This window comes from Reinekea blandensis MED297 (assembly GCF_000153185.1).
In the GTDB taxonomy this organism is placed as follows: Bacteria; Pseudomonadota; Gammaproteobacteria; order Pseudomonadales; family Natronospirillaceae; genus Reinekea; species Reinekea blandensis.
Map to the genome: position 1 here is coordinate 223,325 of NZ_CH724155.1, position 26,389 is coordinate 249,713.

The 26,389-nt window shown below is 53.9% G+C and carries 29 protein-coding genes; 16 read left to right on the forward strand and 13 right to left on the reverse strand.

Features of this window, described 5'->3' with window-relative positions; translation table 11 throughout:
* Positions 1-79: 79 nt before the first annotated feature.
* Entirely contained in the window at positions 80-559 is a 480-nt protein-coding gene (locus MED297_RS20495) for an FKBP-type peptidyl-prolyl cis-trans isomerase (RefSeq protein ID WP_008048471.1), read from the forward strand.
* 75 nt (positions 560-634) lie between these two features.
* Here MED297_RS20495 and MED297_RS20500 read toward each other — a convergent pair whose 3' ends face one another.
* Positions 635-1,747, reverse strand: coding sequence for a threonine aldolase family protein (locus MED297_RS20500; RefSeq protein ID WP_008048472.1), 1,113 nt, complete (start codon positions 1,745-1,747; stop codon positions 635-637).
* Positions 1,748-1,899: 152 nt separating this feature from the next.
* Here MED297_RS20500 and MED297_RS20505 point away from each other — a divergent pair, with 152 nt between their 5' ends.
* The gene (locus MED297_RS20505) at positions 1,900-3,048 is read left to right on the forward strand and encodes an iron-containing alcohol dehydrogenase (RefSeq protein ID WP_008048473.1); all 1,149 of its coding nucleotides are present in this window, start codon (positions 1,900-1,902) and stop codon (positions 3,046-3,048) included.
* Between the two features lie 80 nt (positions 3,049-3,128).
* On the opposite strand, the gene MED297_RS22250 is transcribed toward MED297_RS20505, so the two are convergent.
* Positions 3,129-3,332 carry a hypothetical protein gene (locus MED297_RS22250; RefSeq protein WP_008048474.1) on the reverse strand — a complete coding sequence of 68 codons (204 nt, stop codon included), beginning with the start codon at positions 3,330-3,332 and terminating at the stop codon, positions 3,129-3,131.
* A gap of 426 nt (positions 3,333-3,758) precedes the next feature.
* Between MED297_RS22250 and MED297_RS20510 the strand changes: the two genes are divergently transcribed.
* The 3 genes from MED297_RS20510 to MED297_RS20520 all read left to right on the forward strand — a co-directional run bounded on the left by MED297_RS20510 (position 3,759) and on the right by MED297_RS20520 (position 6,737).
* On the forward strand, positions 3,759-4,052 hold the full coding sequence (locus tag MED297_RS20510) for a LysR family transcriptional regulator (RefSeq protein ID WP_008048475.1): 294 nt from the start codon (positions 3,759-3,761) through the stop codon (positions 4,050-4,052).
* Between the two features lie 271 nt (positions 4,053-4,323).
* Positions 4,324-4,950 (forward strand): LysR substrate-binding domain-containing protein, encoded by a 627-nt coding sequence (locus MED297_RS20515; RefSeq protein ID WP_008048476.1) that lies wholly within the window; start codon positions 4,324-4,326, stop codon positions 4,948-4,950.
* Between the two features lie 119 nt (positions 4,951-5,069).
* Positions 5,070-6,737 (forward strand): methyl-accepting chemotaxis protein, encoded by a 1,668-nt coding sequence (locus MED297_RS20520; protein ID WP_040557734.1) that lies wholly within the window; start codon positions 5,070-5,072, stop codon positions 6,735-6,737.
* A gap of 76 nt (positions 6,738-6,813) precedes the next feature.
* On the opposite strand, the gene MED297_RS20525 is transcribed toward MED297_RS20520, so the two are convergent.
* The 4 genes from MED297_RS20525 to MED297_RS20540 form a co-directional block, all read right to left on the reverse strand.
* The gene (locus tag MED297_RS20525) at positions 6,814-7,266 is read right to left on the reverse strand and encodes a GIY-YIG nuclease family protein (protein WP_008048495.1); all 453 of its coding nucleotides are present in this window, start codon (positions 7,264-7,266) and stop codon (positions 6,814-6,816) included.
* A gap of 35 nt (positions 7,267-7,301) precedes the next feature.
* A complete protein-coding gene (locus tag MED297_RS20530; protein ID WP_008048497.1) occupies positions 7,302-8,054 on the reverse strand; it encodes a class I SAM-dependent methyltransferase in 753 nt (250 codons plus the stop codon).
* A gap of 63 nt (positions 8,055-8,117) precedes the next feature.
* Positions 8,118-8,657 (reverse strand): GNAT family N-acetyltransferase, encoded by a 540-nt coding sequence (locus MED297_RS20535; RefSeq protein WP_008048499.1) that lies wholly within the window; start codon positions 8,655-8,657, stop codon positions 8,118-8,120.
* Between the two features lie 23 nt (positions 8,658-8,680).
* Positions 8,681-9,550, reverse strand: coding sequence for a LysR family transcriptional regulator (locus tag MED297_RS20540; RefSeq protein WP_008048500.1), 870 nt, complete (start codon positions 9,548-9,550; stop codon positions 8,681-8,683).
* Positions 9,551-9,646: 96 nt separating this feature from the next.
* On the opposite strand from MED297_RS20540, the gene MED297_RS20545 reads away from it, so the two are divergent.
* On the forward strand, positions 9,647-10,918 hold the full coding sequence (locus tag MED297_RS20545; protein WP_008048502.1) for an adenylosuccinate synthase: 1,272 nt from the start codon (positions 9,647-9,649) through the stop codon (positions 10,916-10,918).
* Positions 10,919-10,958: 40 nt separating this feature from the next.
* Here MED297_RS20545 and MED297_RS20550 read toward each other — a convergent pair whose 3' ends face one another.
* A complete protein-coding gene (locus MED297_RS20550) occupies positions 10,959-11,759 on the reverse strand; it encodes an outer membrane beta-barrel protein (RefSeq protein WP_040557735.1) in 801 nt (266 codons plus the stop codon).
* Positions 11,760-12,059: 300 nt separating this feature from the next.
* Here MED297_RS20550 and MED297_RS20555 point away from each other — a divergent pair, with 300 nt between their 5' ends.
* Genes MED297_RS20555 through MED297_RS20580 form a run of 6 tightly spaced genes read left to right on the forward strand, consistent with a single transcriptional unit; the run spans position 12,060 to position 15,932 of the window.
* Positions 12,060-12,875 carry a helix-turn-helix domain-containing protein gene (locus MED297_RS20555; RefSeq protein WP_040557736.1) on the forward strand — a complete coding sequence of 272 codons (816 nt, stop codon included), beginning with the start codon at positions 12,060-12,062 and terminating at the stop codon, positions 12,873-12,875.
* Position 12,876: 1 nt separating this feature from the next.
* The gene (locus MED297_RS20560; RefSeq protein WP_008048511.1) at positions 12,877-13,314 is read left to right on the forward strand and encodes an NfeD family protein; all 438 of its coding nucleotides are present in this window, start codon (positions 12,877-12,879) and stop codon (positions 13,312-13,314) included.
* A gap of 24 nt (positions 13,315-13,338) precedes the next feature.
* Positions 13,339-14,247 carry an SPFH domain-containing protein gene (locus tag MED297_RS20565; RefSeq protein ID WP_008048512.1) on the forward strand — a complete coding sequence of 303 codons (909 nt, stop codon included), beginning with the start codon at positions 13,339-13,341 and terminating at the stop codon, positions 14,245-14,247.
* An 11-nt stretch (positions 14,248-14,258) separates the two neighbouring features.
* Positions 14,259-15,206: an SPFH domain-containing protein gene (locus MED297_RS20570; RefSeq protein WP_008048515.1), complete on the forward strand. Its 948-nt coding sequence runs from the start codon at positions 14,259-14,261 to the stop codon at positions 15,204-15,206.
* Between the two features lie 59 nt (positions 15,207-15,265).
* Positions 15,266-15,550: a hypothetical protein gene (locus tag MED297_RS20575; protein WP_008048516.1), complete on the forward strand. Its 285-nt coding sequence runs from the start codon at positions 15,266-15,268 to the stop codon at positions 15,548-15,550.
* 28 nt (positions 15,551-15,578) lie between these two features.
* Positions 15,579-15,932: a hypothetical protein gene (locus MED297_RS20580; RefSeq protein ID WP_008048518.1), complete on the forward strand. Its 354-nt coding sequence runs from the start codon at positions 15,579-15,581 to the stop codon at positions 15,930-15,932.
* On the opposite strand, the gene MED297_RS20585 is transcribed toward MED297_RS20580, so the two are convergent.
* From MED297_RS20585 to MED297_RS20595, 3 genes are all read right to left on the reverse strand, one after another.
* Positions 15,929-16,177: a DUF2164 domain-containing protein gene (locus MED297_RS20585; protein ID WP_008048519.1), complete on the reverse strand. Its 249-nt coding sequence runs from the start codon at positions 16,175-16,177 to the stop codon at positions 15,929-15,931. The two genes, MED297_RS20580 and MED297_RS20585, sit on opposite strands and share 4 nt — an antisense overlap.
* Positions 16,178-16,190: 13 nt before the next feature.
* Entirely contained in the window at positions 16,191-17,069 is an 879-nt protein-coding gene (locus MED297_RS21700; RefSeq protein ID WP_008048520.1) for a GNAT family N-acetyltransferase, read from the reverse strand.
* A 322-nt stretch (positions 17,070-17,391) separates the two neighbouring features.
* Positions 17,392-18,006 (reverse strand): cytochrome b, encoded by a 615-nt coding sequence (locus MED297_RS20595; RefSeq protein WP_008048525.1) that lies wholly within the window; start codon positions 18,004-18,006, stop codon positions 17,392-17,394.
* Positions 18,007-18,199: 193 nt separating this feature from the next.
* On the opposite strand from MED297_RS20595, the gene MED297_RS20600 reads away from it, so the two are divergent.
* Together MED297_RS20600 and MED297_RS20605 are read left to right on the forward strand one after the other, a co-directional pair.
* Positions 18,200-19,555 (forward strand): MATE family efflux transporter, encoded by a 1,356-nt coding sequence (locus MED297_RS20600; protein WP_008048526.1) that lies wholly within the window; start codon positions 18,200-18,202, stop codon positions 19,553-19,555.
* Positions 19,556-19,564: 9 nt separating this feature from the next.
* Entirely contained in the window at positions 19,565-21,214 is a 1,650-nt protein-coding gene (locus tag MED297_RS20605) for a pectate lyase (protein ID WP_008048527.1), read from the forward strand.
* A gap of 24 nt (positions 21,215-21,238) precedes the next feature.
* On the opposite strand, the gene MED297_RS21705 is transcribed toward MED297_RS20605, so the two are convergent.
* The 3 genes from MED297_RS21705 to MED297_RS20620 form a co-directional block, all read right to left on the reverse strand.
* The gene (locus MED297_RS21705; protein WP_050762975.1) at positions 21,239-23,299 is read right to left on the reverse strand and encodes a protein-disulfide reductase DsbD family protein; all 2,061 of its coding nucleotides are present in this window, start codon (positions 23,297-23,299) and stop codon (positions 21,239-21,241) included.
* A gap of 91 nt (positions 23,300-23,390) precedes the next feature.
* Entirely contained in the window at positions 23,391-23,714 is a 324-nt protein-coding gene (locus MED297_RS20615; protein ID WP_154651032.1) for an SHOCT domain-containing protein, read from the reverse strand.
* Between the two features lie 48 nt (positions 23,715-23,762).
* Positions 23,763-24,209, reverse strand: a complete 447-nt coding sequence (locus tag MED297_RS20620; RefSeq protein WP_008048530.1) for a hypothetical protein — start codon at positions 24,207-24,209, stop codon at positions 23,763-23,765.
* 156 nt (positions 24,210-24,365) lie between these two features.
* Between MED297_RS20620 and MED297_RS20625 the strand changes: the two genes are divergently transcribed.
* Positions 24,366-25,040, forward strand: a complete 675-nt coding sequence (locus MED297_RS20625; protein ID WP_008048531.1) for a response regulator transcription factor — start codon at positions 24,366-24,368, stop codon at positions 25,038-25,040.
* Positions 25,024-26,382 carry a sensor histidine kinase gene (locus MED297_RS20630; RefSeq protein ID WP_008048533.1) on the forward strand — a complete coding sequence of 453 codons (1,359 nt, stop codon included), beginning with the start codon at positions 25,024-25,026 and terminating at the stop codon, positions 26,380-26,382. Before MED297_RS20625 ends, MED297_RS20630 begins: the two co-directional genes overlap by 17 nt.
* Positions 26,383-26,389 lie beyond the last annotated feature (7 nt).

Below are 26,389 nucleotides of genomic sequence, written 5' to 3' on the forward strand. Positions count from 1 at the left end.
CAAATTCATGCGCGTTTGCGATTCTCTCTTACGGGACAACAAGCCCGCCTAAATGCTCCAACCATAGGACATCCTTTGAATGATTGAACAAAACAAAGTTGTATCACTGAACTATACGGTGAAAGACGATGCCGGCCAGGTGATCGACACCTCTGAAGGCGGCGATCCGTTAACGTACCTGCACGGTCATAAAAACATTATTCCAGGCCTGGAAGGCGCACTGTCCGGTAAAGCGGCCGGTGAAGAGTTCGACGTGACGGTACAGCCGGAAGAAGCTTACGGCGAATATCGTGAAGAGATGGTTCAGGTCGTTCCACGCAGTGCATTCGAAGGCGTTGAATCGGTTGAGCCGGGTATGGTGTTTACCGCTCAGACGCAAGGCGGTCCGTTGCAGCTGACCGTCACCGGTGTTGAAGGTGATGACATCACTGTCGACCCGAACCACCCGCTGGCGGGTAAAGTTCTGCACTTCACCGGTTCAGTCGAAAGCGTGCGCGAAGCGTCAGCCGAAGAGCTGGAGCATGGTCACGTGCATGGCGCCGGCGGTCACGATCATTAATCGTTGGCCCGGCAAAAAAGAACCGACCCATTGTGGTCGGTTTTTTTATGTCTGGGATTTCACTTTGATGAAGTTTCAGTCTGAAATCACCGACCGTAACAGGTCGCCGAACGACGCAATATGCCGCAACCAGTCTTCTTCGGGCAGCGTGTTGAACCCATCGCCGATGGTCAGCTCAGTCATCATGTAGTCTTCGCCGACTTCATACGGTGGTGTCAGAATCCCAATGCCGGTGGCCTGCATCCATTTGATCATCGCGGGCAGTACCGAGTTGGCGTCCCCGCGGAGGCGCAACCGGAACATGTTGGTCTGCGGTACGCGTGGCCAGGTGCTGATGCCCGGCAACGCATTCAGTTGGCCGGCCAGCCAGATGGCCTGCTCCCGTCGTTTCGGCATTTGTGGCAGGTGGGTCTTCAGCCCTTCGCGAGCCGCGACCACATAAGGTGCTAAGGAATAGAGGTTGCCGCCGGCCCGGCGGATCCAGATACGGGCCTTATCAATAAAGGTCTGATCACCAACAAGGCAAGCCCCGGCCAGCCCACCGAGATCTTTGTAAAAGCTCACATAAACCGAATCAAACAAAGCCGCGATGTCAGCGAGTGACTTGTCATAGGCGGCGGGACACTGCCAGAGTCGGGCGCCGTCCATGTGCACACGAATGCCCTGTGCTTTCAGCCATTGCGTCTGGGCCACCAGGTCGTCCCACGGCGGCAACTGCCCGCCAATTTCGCGCATTGGCAGTTCCAGCAACACAGCCGCCAGCGGGTTTAACGCGGCCTGTTGCAGATCCTCGAGTGTTGGGACCTGATGGTTCTGACCTATTGTGACGCCGTGCAGTCCATACAACGCCTGATAGCCGTTATGCTCATGGAGCAACACGTGACTGGTGCTGTGCATGGCCACATATGGGGTGCGAGCCGCTTCTGACCAGATTTTAAGGGCGATCGGCTGCGCCATGGTGCCGCTGGGCAGAAAGACGGCGGCTTCTTTACCCAGCAATTCTGCTACCTCGGTTTCCAGCGCTTCGATCAGCGCACCGCTGCCGTAGAGGTCGGATGTTTCATCGTCGTCCAGGCTGTCGGCGAGTTGTTGAAAGCGCTGTTTCAGTCCGGCGTCGAGATTACGTGCGGTTCGGTGTTGGCAGGCGTTAAAGGCTTGTCGAAAATCATTGATTAAGCTGTCTGGCATGGTGGAAACCCTGTCATGATCGTGGGAGCAGAGTATCAGGCCCGGTCGGGTCCACCAAACATCGTCCTGGTCAGGCTTGAACTCTGATTAAGCTACGCCATATAACGGAGTACGATTGTTGACTCTTCTTCTGCCTGTTTGGAGGCCCTCTCATGAACAGATTTACCTTTCAGAACACCACGCGCATTCACTTCGGTGAAGGACAGATTGCTGCCATTACCAAGGACATCCCGGCGGATGCCCGGGTGCTGGTAACCTACGGCGGTGGTTCGATAAAGAAAAACGGCGTTTACGATCAGGTTGCTGACGCGTTGAAAGATCACACCTGGGCCGAATTTTCGGGCATTGAACCGAACCCGAAATACGACACGCTGATGAAAGCGGTCACCATGATTCAGGAAGAAGGCTATGACTACCTGCTTGCGGTCGGCGGTGGTTCGGTGGTTGATGGCACCAAGTTTATTGCAGCGGCGGCGGAGTTTGCCGGTGATCCGTGGGACATCTGTCAGTTTGGTGCCACCATTGAGCGTGCATTGCCGCTTGGGTGTGTGCTGACATTACCGGCCACCGGGTCGGAGTCTAACACCGGCGGTGTTATTACCCGCGGGACGGATAAATTACCCTTTGGCTCCGAGCTGGTTCGCCCCATTTTTGCGGTACTCGACCCGGCAGTGACCCTGACCTTGCCAGAACGGCAGGTGGCTAACGGCGTCATCGATGCCTTTGTGCATATCATGGAGCAGTACATGACCTACCCGGTCAACGCCAAGGTGCAGGATCGGTTTGCCGAAGGCCTGTTAATGACGCTGATGGAAGAAGGTCCGAAAGCGTTGAATGATCCGAAGGATCTGGACGTGCGGGCCAACATCATGTGGGCGGCGACCCTGGCGCTGAACGGACTCATCGGCGCGGGCGTTCCACAGGATTGGGCGACGCACATGATTGGGCACGAGCTGACTGCCTTGCACGGCATCGACCACGCCCGTACGTTGAGCATTGTCTTCCCGGCCGTGCTGAAGTTTCAGCGCGACAGCAAAAAGGACAAGTTGCTGCAGTTCGGTGAACGTGCGTTCGGCATCACCGAAGGCGATGACAACACACGCATCGATCAGACCATTGCCCGTATCGTCGATTTCTTCCACGAAATGGGCGTTCCCGCGGCGCTGAGCGAAGCCGATCTGACCGCCGACGCCATCGACCCGCTGGTGGATAACCTTAAGGCGCACAAGATGGGGAAACTCGGTGAGCATCGGGCCATTGGCTTTGATGAGAGCCGGGCCATTCTGGAACTGGCCGTCTGAAACGAACAGGCCCGCGTGTCGCGGGCCTTGGTGCCTGTGAACAGGCTGGTGGACGGTAGGCACGTCAACGAGCCTGCCGGTCACATGTGATGTCGATAGGTACGCAGGTCATTCGCCTGCACGTTCAGGTCTTTCTTCTGCCATTCCGGCATCTGATCAATCATTGTTGAGGCGCGGCGTACGCGCATCTGCAGTTCGCGTTGTTTCCATCCCTTGCGGATCTGAATCATCATCCATTCCGGAATCTGAGCCAGGAAGTTAGGGTCTGATAAGACTATGTGCATCCAATCTGCCGAGTTTAAAACCGTTCACGACAAGGCAGAACGCGCGAGTCGTGGTTATTCCACCTGAGCAAGTGATAACGATGACGTGAACGGTTTTAATCCGGCCCAAAGGGTTGGTTTGTGCACTTCCAGAGACGTCGTTGTTCGTCTTTCGTGTGGAGCAACCACAGGTCACTCCTTACGCCTCGCTCTGAAAGCGCACAAAGCCAACAGAATGGACGCACATAGTCTTATCAGGCCCTGCCATGAAGTGTCTCCCTTTATGGTTGGGGTGAGCGTTACCCCGGTGAAGATCAGGGCGGTGTCGGACACCCCGATCTGAAAGACTGGAACAGTGGTCATTTTGAAGCGATCCAGGGTAAAATACCAACGATACCTCCTTACAGATTCTATAAGCCCTCCTTATAGTTAAACCGGTGATCAGAAATGAGTTTTCCAAACCTTCCGGATCTGCAGTATTTCCGTTTTTTCGAAGCGGCTGCACGTCTGGGCAGTTACACGAATGCAGCGTCAGAGCTCAATGTGACGCAAGCGGCGGTCAGCCAGCAGATTCGTAATCTGGAGGCCCGGTTAGGTGTAAAACTGTTCCATCGACAGGGTCGGAGGATGGTGTTAACCGAACAAGGTCAGCTTATGCTTCCGGAGATTCAGGATGGGCTTGAGCTGCTGCAGTTATCCATTCGTAAACTCGACCACTATAAACAACCTAGGGCCTGTTAACACTGTTTCTGTCCATTCTGTTGGCTTTGTGCCCTTTCAGAGCAAGGCGTGAGGAGTGACCTGTGGTTGCTCCACACGAACGACGAACAACGATGCCACTGGAAGGGCACAATCCAACCCGTAGGGCCGGATTAAAGCCACTTACGCCGTCGTTATCACTTACTCAGGTGGAATAACCACGATTCGTGCGTTCTGCCTAGCCGTAAATGGTTTTAATCTCGGCAGAATAGACAGAAACAGTGTTAACAGGCCCTAAGTCCTCAGTGTGACCATGTTGCCCAGTTTTGCTTCGCGTTGGCTGGTGCCCCGGCTCTGGAAGTTCAATCACCGTCATCCGGAGATCGAGCTGAGACTGCACCCCTCCCACCAACAGGTTGATCTGCACCGCAGCGACATCGATCTGGCCATTCGGTTGGGTGAATCCCGCTACCCGAATCTGAACTGCGAGCCGTTGTTGCAGGAATACGCTTACGCGGCCGCCTGCCCGCGCATCGCCGCGCAAATCAATGACCCCGCCGATGTTTTTCGCTTCATGCTGATTCACGGCTGGGTCGACAGCGGCATGAACTGGGAGAGCTGGTTTGAGGCGACCGGGGTCGATCCGAGCGGCCATCCGATTCGCAAGCAGGTGATTAACGAAGGCGGCATTACCATCTACATGCTGTTGTCAGGGCATGGCATTGCCGTGGTGCGTAATACCCTGGCCCGCGCACTGGTGGAAAACGGACAGTTGGTGCCTTTACTTGGCATCACGATTGCAAGTCACTTTCAGTACTATTTGCTGCATCGGCATGAACTCGCAGATAACCCCAACTTGAATGCTTTCAAAAATTGGTTGGTTGAAGAAGTAGATGAGTTTACCCGCAATTACTCTAGAGCCGGAATTGTTGCGCTCTGACAGGAATTGACTACTACTCTTACTCTAAACATTCGGTTGGTTCGGCCGATCAGTTATCTATACGTGATTTCTGACCGCCTGTGCTTTTTGGGCGCCCTGTTTCTGAAGTGAGATTCCCTGTGAAAAAACTCAGCATTACCCTAAAAATCAGTCTTCTCGTTGCCAGCCTTATGGCCGCGTCGCTGGTTATCTCGTTGTACTTCATATTTCAATTTATCGGCGTTATTCAATCGAGTTCTCAGGATGCTGATCTGCGACAGTTCGAATCAGTATTGGTGAACGACTGGGACCAGTTAACCAGCCTGTATAACGACGCCCGACGAGTCGCACCGGAGTTCTTTTCCGGCAACGCTGAAGAAAGTGAGCTGCGCTCTATTATTGAGTCCGCAACTGCGCTCCAGACAAACTTGTTGACCCATTTTGAGGCACTGCCGTTAGAAATTGAGCCAGCTTGGAATGCCGCCAATGCTGATGAAGGTGGTGATCTGCAATCCGTCATTAATAACTTCAACACCGCGATGCAGGCGGCAGAAACCACCTTCGCTGACGCATCCGACGTCTGGATTAATAAAGGTGCCTGGAACCAGCGTAACGCGGCCGATAAAGGCGTACTGGCTGCGATGGACCCGGTCGATGTCGCCATCAAAGATTTCAGTCAACGTCTGGGCCAGCTGGTGACGACCCGATCGGAACAGTTGATTGACTCCCTCAGCACCACCATTCGTTGGTTAATCGGGTTGGTCGGGCTGCTGTTTGTGGTTGCGGCCATCGTTTCGATCTCGGTGTTGCGGCACTTGAAGAAAGACTTGGGCGACATTGTTTCGCTGACGCATCGGTTATCTGAAGGCGACCTGACCGTCACCGTGAACGCGCGTGAAAATGGCGATGAAGTGGACACCGTCAAACTGGCCATGGCCACCATGAGCGATAAGCTGCGGGAGATTGTTGAGTCCGTAGTGGAACTGGCTGACATGTTGAAAACGTCCAGTGATGACAGCCTCAAAGACACCCAAACGCGTTTGCAGGATGCGGAAGAACAGGCCAACCAGTTAAATCAGCTGACACAGGCAACCGAACAGCTGGAGTCCATCGCACAGCAGGTCAGCCATGCCGCGGCCGAAAGTCTGCGCGTCGCCGAAGAGGCCGATGGTCAAGCCGTGCGCGGCAGCGCCACCGTATCCGAAACCGTCACCGCCATTGAATCCCTGGCCGGAGAGATTGAACAATCCGTAACCGTCATTCAGCAACTGGATGGCCAAGCCGAAAGCATCACCACCATCATCGGAACCATTCAGGCCATTGCCGAACAGACCAATCTACTGGCGTTGAATGCCGCCATTGAAGCGGCCCGTGCCGGCGAACAGGGCCGCGGCTTTGCTGTCGTTGCTGATGAAGTCCGTAAGCTGGCGCATCGTACGCAACAGTCGACCGAAGAAATCGAATCGACATTGGAAGAGCTGCGTAAAGGTTCGCAACAGGCCGTGTCCGTCATTGAAGTCAGTCATCAGCGTTCGGTCGCCTCGGTCGAAAAAGCCACCGAAGCTGGTACCGCCATCAGCGAGTTTAATCAGGCCGTCAGCACCATCCGTGAACAGTCCGGACAGACCGCCGATGCCAGTGACCAGCAGAACCAAACCCTGGGTTTGATTACCGACAGTGTGACCACGGTGAATGGCATCACCCAGCAGAACACTGAACGTGCTCAACAGCAGTTACGGGCCATCGAATCGTTGAAAGATCTGAGTGACGATCTGGTGCAATCGATTTCGTTTTTCAGACTCAAGTAGAGGTACGGTTTCCGTTGAAGGGTCTGCGATAGACGTTGACCTCGAACTTCAACGGTAACCGGCATCTTAGGTAGCATTATTTGTTGTTACCACCCTGTTTACCAAATGCAGGTGCCAGGTCAAAGGATATGGCGTCTTCGATAATCTGAATGACCTCAGGCGATTCGCTGTAAACCCGAATGGTGATTCGATACTTACCACGAAACCAATGGCTTAAATGCAGCGCATAAGTCTGTTTGGGTCCATCACCTAGGTGCTGAACGATGCGTTTTTTCAGTCCGGTGGTGGATGATCCGACATACATTACGGAAGAGGGGCGATTCAATTTTGGACAGGCACGCGCTTTTGTTTTTTTGAAGGCGGAAAGGTCGGCAAAAGTTTGCTCAATATCGCCATCAACTTGTTCGATGATATAGATACCATGTGTAAGCGACTCAAGTTGACTGAGATTGGTCAACTCAAAAGTTTGAACCGGTTTGGCGGCTTTAGCCTGGTTGCAATACTCAATAAGGTCGTCAATGTATTTCATTTATGGTCCACTTAGTTCATTGAGGCGACTGCTAATTAGATCCGACCAACAAGTAAACTGGATTTGTAGTTGAATGCCACCTTCCCTTGATGTTGAAACCTATTAAACAGCTCGTTTATGTCTGCTAACAAATCTGAATAGGCTGTCGATGTTTCTGGTGGACAATAAGACGAGGAACGCATTCTGCCAATCAAACCGTCCAAATCAAATGATTGCTGATATGGCCAGGTATGGTGCTCAAACTGCCCTTTTCTGAAAACCTGAGTGTATTCTGAGTTTTCAAGAGTTTGGTGATTAACCGAGTCGTAGTCTTGTGCGTATGTCTGAATGACAGCGTCGTATGCCTTTTGAAAGGGTTCGTGCGTTGAGCGTTGATTCCAGATCAGCGCAACGTATCCACCGGGTCTGAGAATTCGCCGGAATTCGTCAATTGTTCTGTTGAGATCAAACCAGTGAAAGGACTGCGCGGCGATGATCAGATCGATTGAATGGTCGGGGATTCCGGTATGTTCGGCTTGGTGGGGTTGTGAGTGAAAGTTTTTGAAAGAATCCAGCTTCTTTTCGGCTATGGCTCTCATGTCATCGTTTGGTTCAACAGCGGTAACGGAGTACCCCTTTTCGACAAAATATCCCGAGAAAATACCAGTACCTGAACCGATATCGGCAATTTCAGCATTTTTGCTCAGGTTGGTGACTATTTCGATACGTTCTACGAGTTCAGGTGGGTAACCCGGACGAAAACGGTCATAGTTCGTATGCCGACCGGTAAAGCGTTGCGATGATTCCATTGATTCTCCTTATCAAAGATTTTTTGTCATTCAGGTTTAAAACCTATGTCTTATCGTGGCTGCTCAGTAAACCGATTTATCAAGGCAGTAGTTTTTCAATCCGGCGAAACCATACAAATCAACGCCATGAACCTCTGCCATGCCGAGCTTTTTAATGACCGCGATGGAACTTAGGTTTTCAGGCATGGATACTCCGAAAATCCGTTTTTGATCTGTATTTGCAAACGTCCAGTCAATGGTGGCCTTGGCGGCTTCGGTCACAAAGCCCTGACCTTCAAACGGTTTGGTAATGCCATAGCGAATATCTACAAAGCCTGATTTGGGCGTGAACTCCACACCGGAGAAACCGAGCTTGGTATCAGGCGCGTCTTTCAAACAAATGATGAAAGTACCAAAGCCATGCTCCAGCCAATGCTGCAGCCGGTTGTTCAGATACTGTTGCTGTTGTGCATTGGTGTAGGGGGCTTCATTTGGTAGATAACGGGTTTGCTCCGGACAGGAAAGAATGTCGCTTAGCACATCCGCATCGTCAGGAGTGGGTTGTCTTAAATGAAGTCGGGCCGTGGTTATCAAGAGTTGAGATCGCCATTCGTTTTTTGGCATCTTGGGTGGGCTCTGCCTGCCTGTCAATCGATGGGTCGCTTTTGTGGCGTTGCCTTCAGCGAAGTTAACCAAGCCTCCGCCGCGGGTTTTAAACGCAGATAGCCGACATCAATCCGTCGCTCGTGAAGGTTTGACAACGGCACCGCGGCAAGGTGCGTCGGGACGGCGAAATCGGGCACGATGCCCAGCCCCAAACCGGCCTCCGTCAGTGCAATTTGCGCATCCACACTGCCCAGGCTCATCCGGTGAATGACGGTTCCGGGCTGGTGGCTCAGCCATTGCTCAATCAGGTGGCGTGAGGTGGTGCGCTCTTCCAGTAACAACAATGTTTCATGCTCAAGTTGGTGAGCCGCGACCGGGTTGGGTGTTGCCAGGGAGTGGCTTAGTGGGGTGAGCAGCACATCTCGGTACTGCAAGACCGGTTGGCGTTTCAGTTTGGGGTGCGGTTCATCGCTAAGACTCAGGGCCAGATCGGCGCGGCCTTCGACGACATCGATTTGGGCGCCAGCGGACGTCCGGTTCAGAAATGACAACTGCACACCTGGATAGCGGGTTTTAAAAGCCTTGATGGTCGGTAACAGGGCAAAGCGCATCAGCGTATCGCTGCAGGCAATGGTCAGTTTGCCGCGCGTCAGTGTCTGTTCGTCACTGACGTACTCGAGTGCCGACTCCCATTGATCGAGAATTGCCTGGGCCTGGCTCAGCAGGTGCTCTCCGGCATCGGTCAGGCGCAGTGGGTGACGAGTGAACAACGCGGTTCCCAGTGCGGTTTCGAGCTGTTTGATTTGCAGGCTGACGGCCGGTTGGGTCAGATGCACCACATCGGCGGCGCGGGAAATACTGCCGTAGCGCGCCACGGCGACAAAGCTTTTCAGCTGGCTGAAATCAGACATAAGAAAGTCTTATATAAAATATAGAAAACATTAAATTCTAAAATAATTAGTCCAGGCGTACGCTGCAAGCCAAATTTACGGAGGTGAGCTGAGCGTATGAGTTATCCACAACCACACATCGTGGTCGGGGCCCAATGGGGTGATGAGGGCAAGGGTCGGATGGTCGATTACTTTGCCGAAAAAGCCGATGTGGTCTGTCGCTATCAGGGCGGCAACAACGCGGGCCACACCGTCATCAACCATCTGGGAGAGTTTAAGCTGCATCTGCTGCCAAGCGGCGTGTTCGACCCTAACACAACGAATGTTCTGGGCGCCGGCATGGTGATTGATCTGGCCGGTCTGGCCTCAGAACTCGATGCGCTGGCGGCGAAAAACATTCATCCAAAACTGGTGATCAGCGACCGCGCGACCCTGGTGTTGCCATTGCATCGGCTGGAAGATGAGTTGGAAGAGGCCCGCTTGGGTGACCAGGCATTTGGGTCGACTCGTAACGGTATTGCCTATGCCTACGCCGACCGCTTTGCCAAAAAGGCCCTGCAGTTAGGGGCGTTGCGCCATCCAGAGACCCTGCGTCAGAACCTGAAGCGTTGGTACGATTGGAAGTTGCCGATGCTGACCGGGCTCTACGGCGAACAGAACTGGCCGACATTTGAAGCCCTGCTGACCGATCTGCAATGGCTGGCCGAACGGTTTGGGCCCATGATTACCGATCTGACCGCCTGGCAACGGCAACAACCCAAAGACAGCCGACTGCTTTTTGAAGCACAGCTTGGCGCCTTGCGGGATATTCAACAGGGCAATTATCCCTTCACCACTTCGTCCTCGGTACTTAGTGGCAGCGCTCAGGTTCTCAGTGGTTTGCGATTCCCGGCCGCTCCACGCGTGACCGCTGTCGCTAAGGCTTTTTCGACGTGCGTCGGTGAAGGACCCTTTCCGACCGCGATGACCGACATGACCACGCTGCGTGAAAGTGCGAACGAGTATGGTGCCCGTACCGGGCGGGCGCGGGACATCGGCCATTTCGATGCCGTCGCGACACTCTATGGTGTGCGCATGCAGAATGCCGATGAAGTGGCATTGACCAAGCTCGACTGTTTGTCCGGACAAGAGACGCTAAAGGTTTGCACGGCCTACGAACTGGATGGAGAAACGTTGACCGATTACCCGCTGACCAATGACCTGTATCGGGTGACGCCGGTCTATGAAACCTGGCCGGGTTGGACGGACGATCTGCAGGACTGCCGAAGCTATGAAGCCTTACCGGAAGCCGCTAAGGCCTATATCGAGCGGATTGAGGCGTTGATTGACTGCCCGATCCGATATGTTTCGGTTGGGCCGGAGCGGGAGCAGTTGATTGTTCGTTATTGATATCGGGGAAGGCCGGGTATTGCCCGGCCTTTTTTTACGATTATCGGTGGTAATAGGTAAAACCGAAGCGAGTTCCGACGTTGAAGTAAGACCAGTCAAAGTCTGATAAGTCAACTTCTTCACCGTCGTTGGTCTGATTAATCAGTTTGCCTGCATAGAGGCCCAGCCCGGCATCGACAGAAAAATTGTTCGCTAGAAAATAGTGGACGTCTCCTGTGATAGTGCTGCGCAGATAAGTTTCAGAAAATGTATCTGAGCTGTCTTCTTCATCCTCGTAGTTTTGCCAGTCGATACCCACGTTAGCAGCAGCTCGTAACATCGCTTTGTCGTTGATGTCTTTTTTATACACCCCGCCAAGCCAAATTTCGGGACTATTGTAGTTATCGGCAGTGAACGTCTCGTTACCATCCATGTCGGTGGTTACATCAGCGCCCGAGTAGTAGTACGACAACTCAACTCTGGCATGGAAATCTCCGCTAACCTGATATTCAACAAAAGGGTTAATTTGGAAGCCAGAATCCCGGCTTTCGTTATCCGAAATCGTCGTTCCACCGGCCGTTTCGATATCTCCTGATTTGGTGGCAAACACTCGGGCATAGCCACCAACCTGGACTTGCTCATTAAGAGCGTAGGTACCTGAACCCTGCAGCGAAAAATCGACGGAAGTCGTTTTATCGGTAGCATTCGACTCAGGGTAGTCGGTTTTAGTGCTTCCAAAGAAAAGATTGGCTTCTGTCGGTTTCAGGTTGACCGACCATTGACCCGGTTGCAAATCAAGTTCTGAAGCGGAGGCAACGGTTGCTAGGCTTAACAAAGAGACAGTAATCAGTTTTTTCATCATAGGACTCATGCAGTTTGTATTTGTTTGTGTTCGCCATGTTTATCAAAATGAATAGCGGCCTGTCGATCTTGTCGTCGAAGAACCATGCTGTGCATCAATAAACCGAAGTTTTTCGGCGAAGATGACGACATTTTGTCGGAATTTTCTTCAAAAGATAGAGTCAATCGGAGATCCGTCAAACTTGGTATTCGTGCATGCCAAAGGTCATAAATTCCGTTATCTTGCAAAAAATTCGTTGCTATTAACGATTTTGAGGTCTACCTTGACGGAATATTAGCGAGATATTTTCCGGAGTTGCCGTTGCTTGAGGCGTTAGAAGAACAGGTGCTGACCAACCTGGTGGCGTTGCGCAAAGCCGCCGGCCTGTCGCAAAAGCAGGTCGAGTCGCAGCTCGGGTTGCGGGCGAATACGCTGTACGATCTCGAAAAGGGTCGATTGAAACTCAGTTTTCTTCAGGCTGCCGATTTGTGTCAGTTGTATCACGCAGACCTAAACGATTTGTTGGCCGGTGCCGATGCACCTGAACCATTGTCGCGGTCGGAGAGCAATGAGCCCCCCCCTGCGCCACAACCGTCGGTATCCAGTTTGACCGCTCTGGGGGTGATCAGCGGTGGCATTCATCCGTTCGCGCATGCCATGGCACAAGATCCGGTGATCGTTGCCGAAGTGGGCGTCGGCCAGATGGGCAAAAAGCCGTTGATGGAGTTGCTGCTCGGTGAGCTGACGTCGACACAACGACGCTACTTTGTGTTGGATCTGTACCGTTACATTAACTCGGTCATCAGCAGCGATGGAGAGATCCGTGAAACGGAGGTAAACCTTCGTGACACCTTGATCGAGCAATCGCAGGTGATGCTCAGTGAAAGTGAGAAAAAAAGCATCGCCCGGGCGTTTCGCAAGCCCTACTTTGGCAAGTCGATGTCAAAAAGCCTGCCGCGCGATGCGTACCGTCACTTTCTGATCTGGACGCTGCAACTGGTCGCACATTGTGATGGTCGACCGCACCATCAAACTCAGACTTACATACGACAGGTCGCTGAACACATTCGTTTGCCCGTCAGCGCCTTTCGTTACATTGAAGAGCAGATCGATTCTGCCCGTTTGGAGGAAAACTGAAATGGAAATGGTCGCCCTTGTCTGGATGGGTCTTGGCGCCGCGCTGATCGTTTTGGAGTTGGTCGTGCCCGGAGCCGTATTTGGCTTCGTAGGTGGCGCTGCCATCCTCACCGGTGTATTGGTGCAGCTGGGCCATATTCACGGTCCGGTGAACATCTTGCTGACGTTTTTTATTTCGTCGATTTTTTTCGTGATGGTTTTGAGAACCGGGTTACTGAAAATGTTCCCGTCCGATGATCGTGTCGAAAACACCGACGAAACCCAAGACGCTATCGGCAAGATTGTCGAAGTGATCGATGAAGTCACCCCTTATCGTCGCGGACGAATCCGTTATCTGGACACCAGCTGGGAAGCTCAGTCGGATGAAACGCTGGAGTCCGGTCAGCAAGCCGTCATCGTCTCACGCGATGGCAACTGCTGGATTGTTAAACCTTTATAAACCTGCTCGAAAAAGGAAATCACTATGGTCTATATCACGCTGCTGATTCTCGTCCTGATGTTTCTGGCGAAAATCTTCTTTGTCATTGTGCCGATGCGGGAGTCGTTCGTGGTCGAACGGTTGGGTAAGTTCCGCACGGTTTTTGAACCGGGGCTGCATCTGATCATCCCGTTTATCGATCGCATTGCCTATCGCCATGAAATCCGCGAGCAGGTTTTTGATATTCCGGCGCAGCACTGTATTACCAAGGACAACATTCAGGTCGAAATCGACGGCCTGGTGTATCTGAAAGTCATGGACCCGAAGCTGGCCAGTTACGGTATTGGAGATTATCGCTTGGCGGCCATCAATCTGGCGCAAACCACAATGCGTTCCGAGGTCGGTAAGTTGTCACTGGGCGAGATTTTTTCGGAACGGGAAACACTCAACGAAACCATTGTGCGCGAAATCGATGAAGCCTCTGAAAGCTGGGGCATTAAGATGTTCCGCTATGAGGTGGCGAACATTGCGCCATCAGAACACGTTGTCAAAACCCTGGAAAAACAAATGGTGGCCGAACGCGATCGTCGTGCGGAAATCACGTTGGCGACGGCCGAGAAAGAAGCCAAGATCAACATTTCTGAAGGTGAGCGTCAGGAGTCGATCAACCACTCGGTGGGTGAACGGCAACGTCGGATCAACATTGCCGAAGGTCGCGCGCAGGAAATTTCTTTATTGGCCGATGCGCAGTCGCAGGGCATTGCGATGGTCGCTGAAGCCATTAACAAGCCCGGCGGCGACAAGGCCATTAAGATGCGACTGGTCGATCAGTTTGTCGGTGAGTTGGGGCGCATTATGGATGGTTCCGACATATCGGTTCTGCCTTCTGAAATGGCGCGCGTGAAAGGCATCTTTGAAGGTGTCGATCAGGTTTCCAAGACGTTTAAGAACTAAGGAGCGTTCACATGTTTGGTATTGATTCTATTGGCGACATCTTTGTCATTGCGGTGTGGAGCTTTTTCTTCCTGGTCTTCATCGTCGCGTTATTTAAATCGCTGTACTTTGTGCCGACAAAAAGTGCGTACATTGTTGAGCGGTTTGGCAAGTACCTGAAAACCATGGAGCCGGGTTTCCATGGCATCGTCCCGTTCATCGACAACGTCGTGGACAAAATTAACCTGAAAGAAATGACCATCGATGTGCCGCCGCAATATTGCTTTTCGATGGATGAAATTAACCTGCAGGTCGATGGTGTGATATATGTCCAGGTGATGGACCCGGCGAAAGCGTCTTACGGCATCGTCGACTATGTCGATGCCGCCATTCAGTTGGCGCGCACGACCACGCGTTCCGTCATCGGGACATTGGAACTGGAAAAGACGTTCGAAGAGCGAGACCTGGTCAGCGCCAAGGTCGTGGAAGTCTTAAACTCAGCCGGACAGGCCTGGGGCATTCGCGTGCACCGTTTCGAAATCAAAAACATTCTGCCGCCGGTGTCGGTAAATGAAGCGATGGAACGACAGGTAACCGCCGAACGGGAACGCCGCGCGATTCTGGCCAAAAGCCTGGGTGATAAGCAGGCACGCATTAATGTCTCCGAAGGTCACATGACCGAGACCATTAATATTTCCGAAGGTGATAAACAGCAGCTGATTAATGAGGCCGAAGGTAAAGCGCAGGAAATCCTGACCATTGCCAAGGCGACTGCCGAGTCCATCACCAAAATCGGTGCGGCGATTAATGAAAAAGGTGGCGAAGCCTCTATCCGCTTGCAACTGGCTGAGAAGATGTTCGAAAAAGTCGGCTCTCTGGCCGATGCCCATACGCGGGTCGTTCTGCCGGCCAATGTGGCCGACTTCCATGGCTGGTTGAAAATGGCTGACCTTGAGTTACTGCCAGAGTCGTCTGACTGATCGAACCAAGGGGTGGGTTGCGTCAGGCGGCCCGCCCGATTTTCACAAGGGGTTATTTGATGAGACACGCACCCAGGTCGCCGTATCGCCGTCGGCTGGTTCGCCGCAGTTTGGCGTCGTTTTTCTCTTTACTGGTCGCTTTACTGGTTTACCACCTGAATATTGGTCACAACTGGCCGCTACTCGTCGTCGTTATCGGCTCGCTGTTACTGCTCAATGACTGTGCGCTGTTACTGGTCGGGTATGAAGAAGACGACGGGGAACAGGCCGCGGCCGGTGTCGCCAGTGGCTTGGCAAATGGATTGGCGGTACGTTCCAATCAACCGTTCAAAGAGCCAGAGTGATCAAGTCAGTTTTGCTCGGGAGATGACAATGTCTCAATTGAACCTGCGAATCGCGATACTTCTGTTATTGGCGATCGTCAGCACCACCTGGTTGAACCTCTGGGTCGTGCTGGGTCTTGCATTACTGGCCGCGGCGATCAGTGCGGTCCTGTTTCAGGTATCGAAGGCTCGGCGTACGGAAGTTTCAGCGTCGGTTGATGTTGAACCGTTCGAAGATTGGCAGGAATGGTCGGCACTGACACCAGAAGAGCAGACGACTCTGCAGATCGAGTTCGGTCACTTTCTGGATACGTTACCTCCAACCTGCTCCATGGACGCCAAGAAGGAGCGCTTCCGTCAGTGGTTGGCAACAGAAAAGCGCGTTCGTTATTCGAGCGACTAACGCGGTGTCGGTTTTTCGATTTCGAATAACGCATCTTTGACCGTTTCCAGTCGTTCATCCATCACCTGCATGGCGTCATACAACCCTCGGTTGTAAAAATACCCACCGATTTCTTCGGCAAAAAAGTCGAGCAGAAACTCGGCATCGAACTGACCGATTTTCTGATCCAGTTCCTCGGTAAAGTACATTTGAATTTTGCGGACAATCTGAGCTTTTTCGTCGGCGTTGAACTTGATTTCATCCAAGAGAAGGCGCTCCTTACAGGTCGATTTTCATGTGGGTATTGTTCAGGGTGACGCCCCGACGTTCGATGGTCTGACGAGCTTTCGCCTCAAAACCACGAGCTTCAAAGAAAGGGCGGGCTGCATCGCTGGCATCGACCGACAGTTGCGTTAAACCGAAGGCGTTGGCTTCCGCCAGTACCTGTTCATAAAGCTCACGCGCGACGCCTTTCTGCTGACAGGCCGGGTCGACAAACAACAGGTCGATCAAGCCGCTCGGTTCCAATGTGACAAAGCCCGCAATCTGGTCACCCAGCACGGCGACAAAGGGTTTCTGATCGACAATGCGTTGTTGCCAGCGGTATTTGGTATCGTCGTTTGGCTCCGGTGCCCAGGCTTTTTTTTGTTCAGGAGAATAGAGCGTGTCGGAAATGGCATGCACCGACCGATAGAAAATGTCGGCCAGTGTCGGGGCGTCGGTGATTTCGGCATTGCGTACGCGGATCACCTGATTGTCGCCGACCGCTTGCTGAAGATCGGACAGCAAGCCCTGAGGATCGGTCAAAATGGTCAGCCCCGCGCTGACCACGCTAGCGGTCGATGCGCTCGCTGGAAATCGGGCCCAGCCGATGTCGCCGAAGTTCAGTTCAACCTGCAGATCGTCCAGTTGAAACCGAACACTCACCAGGTTGTGTGTTGCTGATACGTCAACGTTCGACGCCGAACTGAACAGGGCTTGCAGCCACGTATGTGTCTCGATGTACACCGTAGGTTCCTGGCTGATTAATGCAATGTCGATATCGGGCTCTGTTGGTCGGAGTCCACGGACATAGCTGCCGACCATTGCCGCCGCAGAGATATCCGGGTTGGCATTCACCCATTGATCCAATGTGGCGAGAAAACTCAGGTAGTTCATCTGATGTCCAGTTAACTTTGGGGTTCGGGTTTAAGGGTAACATTGATCCGGATGGACTTCGCTGTAAGAGAAACCGACGCGCAGATTCCTGATATTGTCAGGTTACTTTACGACCTATATGACAGTGAACCCGAGCGTGGCCTGCAAAGCGATACGCTGCAGGGCTTTGGCTGCCTTGGCATAAAACTTGATTTAGGTTTGGGGTATCTCCGAATCTGAGTGTTGGCTCTAGCTGATGCTTCGACCCTCTCCTGAGTATGGATGCTCGGGCGCAGTCTGCGGACTGCACAAGGGAGGTGAGCGATCACCTCCCTTAACTTTTTCAGTCCGGGGCTTTCAAACCCGATTCCGATGATCGTCGGGATGCCTGTTTCGCTGCTATCCATTGTTTGATCTTACGAACATCGAGCATCGATGTCAGAACATCGTCTTTCAAAATAAAATGATGGTAAAGCGCGGCACCGCCATGCGCGCCGATCATCAACATGGCCAACCAGGTGCCGGTTTCATGAATACTTCGTATGCGCGCATACAGCTCGGGGTCGCCCGCCAGTTGCGACAGATTGATCGCACCGAACAGCAGGGTCGGTGTGGGCGAAAACAACGCAGTCGCCAGACCTGATAACGGGATGAAGACGGCCAGCGCGTACAGCAGAAGTTGCACTGAGGTGGCCGCCAGCTTTTTCAACGGAGGCAGGTCGGCTTCGGGTCGGGGTTCTTTGTAGATCCAGCGTCTGATCATCAGTGTGAGTGCAGTAAACAGCACGATCGCCCCCAAGCTGGAATGCAACTTGAGCCCCCGTGCCCGATAAGCATCGGTCAGGTCAAAGTTAAACTGTTGTCCGGCGATGAGCAGCGCGATAAAACCACCGGCCATGAGCCAGTGTCCGATGCTGAATGCGCGTCGATAACGTTTGGTTTTTCGTTGGGGGGACATGAGGTACCGCTCTGTAAGGCTCAGATTTCTGCCCTATTGTGGGGGAGCAGGAACCGGCTCCGCTGACCTGTATCAATCCTGTGTGTCTGGATCGTGTCAGGGTCGATCATTGGTCAACCTGACAAATAAAGCTTTCTTTCAGGCCATAAACTATTAAAATGAAACAACGGTTCATTTTAATAGTGTTGCTGTTTTGAGTTTGGTATCTCCCGACAATATTCGCCGTAATGTGTCTGTCGCCTGGCCTCTGGCGTTAAATTCGATCTTAATCCTGTCGATGTCACTGATCGATGTGCTGCTGATTGCCCCGCTTGGAGAAAGCGCCATCGCGGCATTAGGCGTGGCCAGTGCGCTGATGGCGTTCTTTACCGGCATTCAGTTTGCTCTGGCCAGTGGTTCGCAATTGGTTATTGCCCGCTACTGTGGTGCCGGAAATCTGATCGGGGCGGCCAAAGCGGTACTCGCGGGCGGTCTGATCAACGGTCTTGTTTCGATGTTGATGCTGGTGGGGTTGCTGTTGGGACTGCCATCATTGTTGGCGGCGATCATCCACAATGCCGCTGTGGAGGCGCTGGCCCAAACGTACATGACGGTCATGATGTGGGTGTTGATACCATCGTCACTGTCGCAAGTGATGATGGCTTACTACAACGGGTTCGGAAAGACGCGCATACCGCTGCAGGGTTTTTTGCTGGAAATTCCAATCAACATCGGCGTCAGTATCGTTCTGATCTACGGGTATCTGGGCTTTGACAGCCTCGGCTTGGTGGGTGCGGCCATTGGCAGCCTGGTGGCAGTGACGTTGCGTTTATTGTATTTAAGTTGGCGGCTGAGCCGGGACCCCATTGCCACCCGGTTGCGTCCGATCACGCAGCTTTCGCGCTCAACAATAAGCCTTCATTTTAAAGAAATCGCCCCCATCGCTGCGAACTTCATCACCTTGCGCAGCGGCGTTCTGGTATATCAGGTGTTGTTTGCCCAACTGGATGTATATGCCTATGCCGCGATTACGCTGGTCTTGCCATGGGTGCAAATGGGCGCCAACGTGGTTGCCGCCTGGTCCCACGCCACGGCAATCAACGTCAGTCAGTTCTTAGGTCACAATGACACTCGAAGCATTCCCGGGTTCATCACTCAGGCTATTCGCATCAGTTTGGTTCTGGCGGTGTGTCTGAGCCTGGCCTTTCTCTGCCTGAGTCTGGCATTACCGGGTCTGTACCCGGACATGCACGCGCAGACGCTTCAGGCTCTGGTTATCATTGCCCCGATCTACATTCTTTTACCGTTGGTGAGAACTTACAACGGGCTGTGTGGCACGACGCTGCGGGCTCTGGGTCAGAGTTTTGGTGTCTTGCGAGTGCATTTTGTCACGCAATGGCTGGTGGGCATTCCGCTACTCGCGTTTCTGGTTTTTCAATCGGCCCCCTTGCTGCTGGTGTTTGGGGTTATGTTGTTGGAAGAATCACTGAAGGTGGTGTTTTTTCGCCGTAATATCCAGCGTACTTTGCATACGATCGATCAACCGGGTGTCACGGCACTGAGCAAATAGGACGGGCAAATGAAAAAAAATTTCGATTCAATATTGGACGATTTGGCCCAGTACGCGGACACGATTCTGGCGCACTATCGAGATCCTTTTCACGGCACGCCCTTGTTTGCTGATGGCTGTGATCGGGACTCCGGTGAGCCGATTCGATGGCGAAACCAGAGTGGCCAGGACTGGGTGGTGTCGAACCTGGCCAGTCAGCAGAATCTGTTTCGATTTTTCAGTGGGTTGAGTGCGCTCACGGGCGATCAGACTTATGAACAGGCCGCACAGGCAGCCATTCAATGGCATTTCGATCACGCCGACAGCAGTGGTCTGATTCATTGGGGTGGGCACTGTTTTATTGATCTGCAAACCCTGAGTGTCGTGGGTCCGGAGAACAAGAACCGGGTGCACGAACTGAAGCATCACTGTCCGTTTTATGAACTGATGTACCGGACCGATCCCTCCGCAACCCGGCGGTTGATTAAAGCGATTTGGAACACCCACGTGCACGATTGGGAACAGATGGGTATGACGCGTCATGGCGACTATGGTCTTTCATTTGAGGACGCGACCTTCTGGCAGAAGCCGAAGACTCCGGGGCTGCAACCCTTGCGAGAAATGGCGGGGTTGTCGTTTGTGAACATCGGCAACGACCTGATTTACAGTGCGGGCATGCTGTACTGCCTCGATGGTGACCGGGACGCGCTGTCGTGGGGTGAGTTTTTAATGCAGCAGTACGTTAACAGCCGCCACCCTGAGACAGGTTTAGGCTGCTATCAGTACAACCAACCCAGGAAAACCGGTGAGCCACCGCAGGATGAATCCGACCCGCAATACACTTTTTCATTCTGGGGCGACCGGGCGCAGCGGCAGTTCGGCCCGGAGTATGGGGATGTGGCGCGCGAGGCCTGGGTGTTGTTCAAAGTGGATGATCAGGCGCTGAATGGGCCGGAAGGCATTTACGGTGATTGCGCGCTGGCGCAGACGCAGCTGGCGCGGTTGTTAGGCGACGCCGGTCAACCGCTTCTCGAATGGACCACGCAGGGTCTGGATGCCTGGGCACACTATGCTTACGACGGCGCGACCCATGAAATCAAACCCATATTTGCCGATGGCAAGGACCTGACCGGTCAACGCCTGCCTCGGTACGGCTACTATGGACCAGCGGGCACTCCGCTGACCCGACGTGCCCTGCCCGATCATGTGTTTCTAGCCTATGTCGTGAACTGGGCTGTGAGCCGGAGTGACACGCTCTGGCCGGTCGTCTGCCAAATGGCGACCAATATCGGTTTGGGCGATTGGTCAACAGAAGAACCAGCGGTGAATTTGGCCACCGACAACGATCAAAGTCTGATGTTGTTTGCCGCATTGGAGATGTATCGCGTCACCGGCAAGGACGCATTTTTGTCATTGGCGGAAACGATTGGCATCAACCTTCATCGGCGAAGTTTTCATGACGGACTGTTTCTGAAAAGCCCGGCCCATCGGTACTGCCGTTTCGACGATGTTGAACCCCTGGCCCTGCTCAGTCTGCTGGCGGCGAAAGCCGGTCGTTTACACGACGTGCCGGAATATCGCAGTCAGGGCGGTTATATCCACGGTGACATGACTCTGCCGGATGGTCAGGTGAAAAACACCATGGATGTGAAGACAATTTACCCGACGCTGCGAGCTTAAACCCCAACGACTGAGGCCCCAGGTTCAGTTCGCCTGGGCCCGGTTAATGGCCTCACGCAGTACCTTGGCCGTTAACAGTTCGGGAAGCAAAATACCATCGGTCGCTTCAGGTCCGAGCACAAGGTTAAACGGGATGGCGGAACGGTTGTAAGTTGCCAGCAGGGCTTCGATGGCGGGATCGGGTCGGGTCCAGTCTGCCTGCATCAGAACAACGTCACGTTGTTGGTAGAACACGAGCATGGCGTCGGTTTCCAGCACCGTCAGTTTGTTGAACTCACAGGTGATACACCACTGCGCGGTGACATCGATCAACAGGGTGTGCCCCTGATTCAGATGCTCAGATACAGCGTCCGCCGAATAGGTTTGCCAGTGGGCCGAAGCCGACGACGTTTGTGGCTGAGCCTGGAACAGAAGCAGAGCGGCAACCATCGAAATCGCCAACAGCGGCAGCCCGAAGCGTGCGACCTTGGTGGTGAGCGACGGCCAATACAGCAAGGTAAGCCAGAGGGTCGCTGCAATCGCAATCACGCTCAGTCCGATCAGATTGAGATGTTCATTGAGCAGCCACCCCAACCAGATCAGCGTCGCCAGCAAGCCCAGTGCCATCACCCGTTTTAACGTCACCATCCAGCGACCGGGTTTGGGCAGCCAACGAACCACGCTGGGTGATGCCGCAATCAGCAGGTAAGGCAGCGCCAAACCGACGCCGAGGCTGGTGAACATCAGCAACAGTACGCCCGCGTTCTGAGTAAAGGCAAACGCCACGGCGGTGCCGAGGAACGGTGCCGAACAGGGGGTGGCCAGCAGTGTCGCCGCGCCCCCCTGCAGAAAACTTTTCACATAGCCACTGCCCTGTTCACTGACAGTGAGCAGGCCCGATTGCAACGTTTGCGGCAGCTGTAACGTGACCTTATCGAGCAGGTTGGCCAGAAACACCAACATGACCAGAAACAACACCAGCAGGAACCAGGGGCTCTGGAACTGAATGCCCCAGCCCACGTAAGCGCCGGTGGCTTTCAGGGCAATGAGGCCCGCAGCCAGCAACCAGAAAAAGCTGATGACCCCAGCTGCCGTGGCGAGTGAGTGCAGACGGATCTTGGCAGGCGCTTCATCGCGCCAGCTTAACCAGCCAATCAGCTTAATGGACAACACCGGTAACACACAGGGCATGGCATTGAGAATCAAACCTCCAAGGAGCGCGGCCAACAGCATGAGCCACAGTGCGGCGTCTGGCTCGGTGAGGTCAGGCCTGTCCGGAGCGGCGGGTCGTGATTGTTCGGTCAGGTCTAACGAAGATGAAAAGCTCTGCAGCGAGTCTTTGTAGGTAAACACCAGACGTTCTTCGATGTCCGGCATGCGGATCTCACCGCGCGACCACCAGGCCTGTACCTGGCCGTCGTCGACGGTGATTACCGGCGCGGGCCACTCATACACATCGAGGTTTTCGACAAAAATTTCCGGTGCCTGTCCAATCGGTTGCAACGGAAAACTCAGGTACAGGCCCTGCTCATCGAACCGGGCTTCGCCGGTGAGATCGTCATTTGGGACTGGATACTGGCTTAAGGCTTCGTTGTACCGAGGCGCAACGTCCCAATCGGTGGTCTCGTTTGTGGACTCGGGCAGGCTCAGGCTGAGGTTCAGATCCACCGGAATGCAGATGTTATTGCAAACAAAGACCGTGGCTTTAAAGCGCATCGGGTCGGGCAACGGCTGCGCGATGGGTTCCACAAAAAACGGTAAGACGGCTTGTTTTTCATAGCCGTAGGATTGAAAGCCCAGCAAGGTAAAGGTGCTGGGCGCGGGTAATTGCCAGCGAACGGTTGGCGCAAAGCCATCACTGAGGACGTTAATTCTCGGCGCCGCACCGGCGGCCCCGGCAACCCGCCAGTAGGTTTTCCAGCCGGCTTCCAGGTCCAGCTCAAGGGCCAATGGCAGCTCTTTTCCAACATGAACCGATTCGAGTGGGCTGATCAGACGGGCGCGGACCGGGCCATCACTTTGCCACGGTCCGGTCGCGGCGTTTAAAGCCAACGACCAGAAAACCAGGATAAGTATCAGCGGCAGGCGCATCAGATGGGAAAGCATGAACCCTCGAACAACGTGGCAAAACAGCTGGGTTAAGTGTATCGGGTAGTGTCAGCGGCGTGACCCGCTGACGTGCCAGTGTTGTGTAAAATCAGTCGCTGGCTTGCGATCGATCAAGAATGTCGAGTCGCTCATGCAGCTCTTCGGCGCTGATTTCGCCGCGAGCATAGCGTTCACGCACCAGATCACGAGCCTGTTGCTTTGGCTTCTCATCGGACGTTGACCGTCGTTCAAAGACGCTGCGGATCGCCCAGATGAGCAAAAACAGCAAGCCTATCCAGAGTATCGGCATGATCAGCATCATGCCCCAGCCGGCAACGCCACCCATGTGACCGTAGCCGCTGGCCGGGTGCATCCAACCAGCCAGCGCTAAGCTGGGACTCAGTGCCAAGGTGGTCATTAGCGTTCGTATCATTGTGACCTCCGTTTTGGTTGACCAGGTCGATTACCGGGCCTCGGGCTATCAGTGACAGCCGCGTCCCGGTCCGTTCCACAACGCTTTCTGTTCGTCGGTCAGTGAGTCGGCGAAGTCGTTGTACAGTTGATGATGTTGTTCGACTAGGGCCTGATTTTCAAACATCAGCGTCATCATCTGATGGTGACCAAAATCATCATCATTGCTCGATGCCTGCATCAGGCTGTGCATCTGTGCCTGTGACGCCTGAAACTGCGACAGCAATGAAATCTGTTCGTCGTTCAGAGACAGCCGATCCGCCAGGGACTCAATGTCGACAGGTGTGCTATAGGCACCGCCATTCATCATCGACATGCCTCCATAACCCCCGCCATGATGGCTTTGGAAGTCGCTTTGATGGTTGTCGTTGTTATTAAAACCGTTGTGCGCCAGGGCGGCCGCGCTCAGTGTCAGTGCGGCGGCGGTTGTGATGGCGATTAAGTATTTGGATTTCATGAGAAGGCTCCCGTCCGTTGTTGATAGGCTCAGTATGGACCGGCCGGGTTACCGCAGCTTATCCTCAAGATTAACGATTGTTCATGTTCGACCGCGCAGCCGGATACAGCGTTATACTGCGCTCACAACACGACACTTAAACGGAAGGGGGCACCGTTGAAAATTCTGGTGGTCGAAGATGACCGGACGCTGGCGGATTACATCGTGCGCGGGCTGACCGAAGCCGGTTATCGGGCTGATAGCTGTACCGATGGCAAAGACGCTCTGTATCGCGCCGCTGCTGAAGACTATGACCTGATCATCCTCGACCGGATGCTGCCGAGCGTCGATGGTATGACGATTCTGCGTACTTTACGGGCTTCAAACAAAACCCTGCCGGTGCTCATCCTCAGCGCGTTGTCCGATGTCGATCAACGCGTCGAGGGCCTCAGTGCCGGCGCAGACGATTACCTGACCAAGCCATTTGCTTTTGCTGAGTTGCTTGCCCGGGTGCAGGTGTTGTTGCGTCGCCCCGGCGCTGACAGCCGCCAATCGACTGTTCTGGAAACGGGCGCAATCCGTTTGGACCTGAGCCGACAAAAAGTCTGGGTTCAGGGACGGGAAATCGCTTTTCAGCCGCGCGAGTTCCGCTTGCTTGAGTATTTGATGCGGCACGCCGGTCAGGTCGTTTCCCGAACAATGCTGCTAGAAAATGTCTGGGATTATCACTTTGATCCCCAAACCAATGTCGTCGACGTGCACATCAGTCGTCTGCGGCAAAAACTGGATCACGGACAGGAGACGAGTGTGATCCGAACGGTGCGGGGAGCCGGTTATGTTTTCGAAAGCTGAGTCGCTGCTGCGCAGTTCCAGTTTCCGTTTCGCGTTGCTGACCGGCCTGATCATCTGGGCGACAACGGCTTCGATTCTGGTGGTGGCTTACCTGATCCTGGAAAACAGTCTCTGGCAACGGATTCGCTCTGGCCTGTCACAGGAAGCCGAGCGCATTCAGGCGCTGGTCCTGGAAAACCCCGATCTCGACATTGAGACGCTGAGCGGATTGTTGCCGGAGTCTGATACCAGCGGCAGACGGAGGTTTCAGAACGGCATGATGGCCATGCACAACAGCCCGGCAATGCAGGAACATCACGCTTCGATGGGGCTGGTGACGCCGCCCGGACATCTGTTGGGTGAAGGCGAACGGGTGACCGACAGCAATGGGCAACGGGTGTACCAGCGGGACGTTCAGTTGCCCGACGGGTCTGTTTTGATTTTGTCGCGGGACATCGGATACCTCAGCGATGTTCAGCGCAGCCTCTGGCTCAGCCTGGGTGGCGGGTTGTTGCTCACTCTGATCATCGCCATTCTGGCGGCCATCTGGCTGACGCAGCGAAGTCTGCGCAGAATTCACCAGATCAACGCGGCCAGTCAGATCATCCGCTCTGGCCATTTCGACCACCGCATTCCCTATGCGAATCCACAAGGGCATTACGACGACTATGACCGCATGGCCAATCACATCAATGCCATGCTGGACGAGATTCACAGCCTGGCCGAGAAGAATCGTCAGGTTTCGGACAACATCGCGCACGATCTCAAAGCCCCGCTGGCCCGGTTACGAACCCGGCTGGAACAGGCTCAGGTTGAGACGCCCTCGGATCATGTAAGCGATAGCCTGGCCGAACTCGATCGTTTGTTCGAGATGATTCAAAGCCTGTTGCGCATCGCCCGGATCGAGAGTCAAACGACCACCGGTTTTGAGTCGCTGAATCTGGATGACCTGATGGCCGATCTGATAGAAATGTACGTGCCGGTTTTCGAGGATCGGCAGGTTCGTCTGACCCTGAACGGCCACTGTGGAACCGTTCATGGTGATCGTCATCTGCTGTTCCAGGCGTTTGCGAATGTGCTCGACAACGCCGCCAAGTTCACCCCGCCGGGCGGAGAGGTTCGACTTGAGGTGAGCCGAAACGATGATGTCATTGATCTTGTGATTCAGGACAGCGGCCCTGGCATTGCAGAGGCGTCTCTGGAGCGGGTTTTTGAGCGATTTCACCGTGAAGACAGCGCGCGCAGTACGCAGGGATTTGGCCTGGGGTTGAGCTTGGTGCGGGCCATCATCGAGCGACACGACGGTCAGGTGCGATTGTCGAATCACCACGGCTTACGGGTGGCGATTCGGCTCCCTGTCTAACCCACCG

What these genes read in the sequence shown, in the direction of transcription:
- MED297_RS20495 (WP_008048471.1), top strand. Translation starts at nt 80, where the DNA reads ATGATTGAACAAAACAAAGTTGTATCACTGAACTATACGGTGAAAGAC.
- MED297_RS20535 (WP_008048499.1), bottom strand. Translation starts at nt 8,657, where the DNA reads ATGCCAAAAAACGAATGGCGATCTCAACTCTTGATAACCACGGCCCGA.
- MED297_RS20500 (WP_008048472.1), bottom strand. Translation starts at nt 1,747, where the DNA reads ATGCCAGACAGCTTAATCAATGATTTTCGACAAGCCTTTAACGCCTGC.
- MED297_RS20540 (WP_008048500.1), bottom strand. Translation starts at nt 9,550, where the DNA reads ATGTCTGATTTCAGCCAGCTGAAAAGCTTTGTCGCCGTGGCGCGCTAC.
- MED297_RS20545 (WP_008048502.1), top strand. Translation starts at nt 9,647, where the DNA reads ATGAGTTATCCACAACCACACATCGTGGTCGGGGCCCAATGGGGTGAT.
- MED297_RS20615 (WP_154651032.1), bottom strand. Translation starts at nt 23,714, where the DNA reads ATGATACGAACGCTAATGACCACCTTGGCACTGAGTCCCAGCTTAGCG.
- MED297_RS20565 (WP_008048512.1), top strand. Translation starts at nt 13,339, where the DNA reads ATGGTCTATATCACGCTGCTGATTCTCGTCCTGATGTTTCTGGCGAAA.
- MED297_RS20560 (WP_008048511.1), top strand. Translation starts at nt 12,877, where the DNA reads ATGGAAATGGTCGCCCTTGTCTGGATGGGTCTTGGCGCCGCGCTGATC.
- MED297_RS20595 (WP_008048525.1), bottom strand. Translation starts at nt 18,006, where the DNA reads ATGTCCCCCCAACGAAAAACCAAACGTTATCGACGCGCATTCAGCATC.
- MED297_RS20550 (WP_040557735.1), bottom strand. Translation starts at nt 11,759, where the DNA reads ATGATGAAAAAACTGATTACTGTCTCTTTGTTAAGCCTAGCAACCGTT.
- MED297_RS20570 (WP_008048515.1), top strand. Translation starts at nt 14,259, where the DNA reads ATGTTTGGTATTGATTCTATTGGCGACATCTTTGTCATTGCGGTGTGG.
- MED297_RS20515 (WP_008048476.1), top strand. Translation starts at nt 4,324, where the DNA reads ATGTTGCCCAGTTTTGCTTCGCGTTGGCTGGTGCCCCGGCTCTGGAAG.
- MED297_RS20630 (WP_008048533.1), top strand. Translation starts at nt 25,024, where the DNA reads ATGTTTTCGAAAGCTGAGTCGCTGCTGCGCAGTTCCAGTTTCCGTTTC.
- MED297_RS20605 (WP_008048527.1), top strand. Translation starts at nt 19,565, where the DNA reads ATGAAAAAAAATTTCGATTCAATATTGGACGATTTGGCCCAGTACGCG.
- MED297_RS20525 (WP_008048495.1), bottom strand. Translation starts at nt 7,266, where the DNA reads ATGAAATACATTGACGACCTTATTGAGTATTGCAACCAGGCTAAAGCC.
- MED297_RS20580 (WP_008048518.1), top strand. Translation starts at nt 15,579, where the DNA reads ATGTCTCAATTGAACCTGCGAATCGCGATACTTCTGTTATTGGCGATC.
- MED297_RS20505 (WP_008048473.1), top strand. Translation starts at nt 1,900, where the DNA reads ATGAACAGATTTACCTTTCAGAACACCACGCGCATTCACTTCGGTGAA.
- MED297_RS20575 (WP_008048516.1), top strand. Translation starts at nt 15,266, where the DNA reads ATGAGACACGCACCCAGGTCGCCGTATCGCCGTCGGCTGGTTCGCCGC.
- MED297_RS20530 (WP_008048497.1), bottom strand. Translation starts at nt 8,054, where the DNA reads ATGGAATCATCGCAACGCTTTACCGGTCGGCATACGAACTATGACCGT.
- MED297_RS22250 (WP_008048474.1), bottom strand. Translation starts at nt 3,332, where the DNA reads ATGCACATAGTCTTATCAGACCCTAACTTCCTGGCTCAGATTCCGGAA.
- MED297_RS21705 (WP_050762975.1), bottom strand. Translation starts at nt 23,299, where the DNA reads ATGCTTTCCCATCTGATGCGCCTGCCGCTGATACTTATCCTGGTTTTC.
- MED297_RS20620 (WP_008048530.1), bottom strand. Translation starts at nt 24,209, where the DNA reads ATGAAATCCAAATACTTAATCGCCATCACAACCGCCGCCGCACTGACA.
- MED297_RS21700 (WP_008048520.1), bottom strand. Translation starts at nt 17,069, where the DNA reads ATGAACTACCTGAGTTTTCTCGCCACATTGGATCAATGGGTGAATGCC.
- MED297_RS20510 (WP_008048475.1), top strand. Translation starts at nt 3,759, where the DNA reads ATGAGTTTTCCAAACCTTCCGGATCTGCAGTATTTCCGTTTTTTCGAA.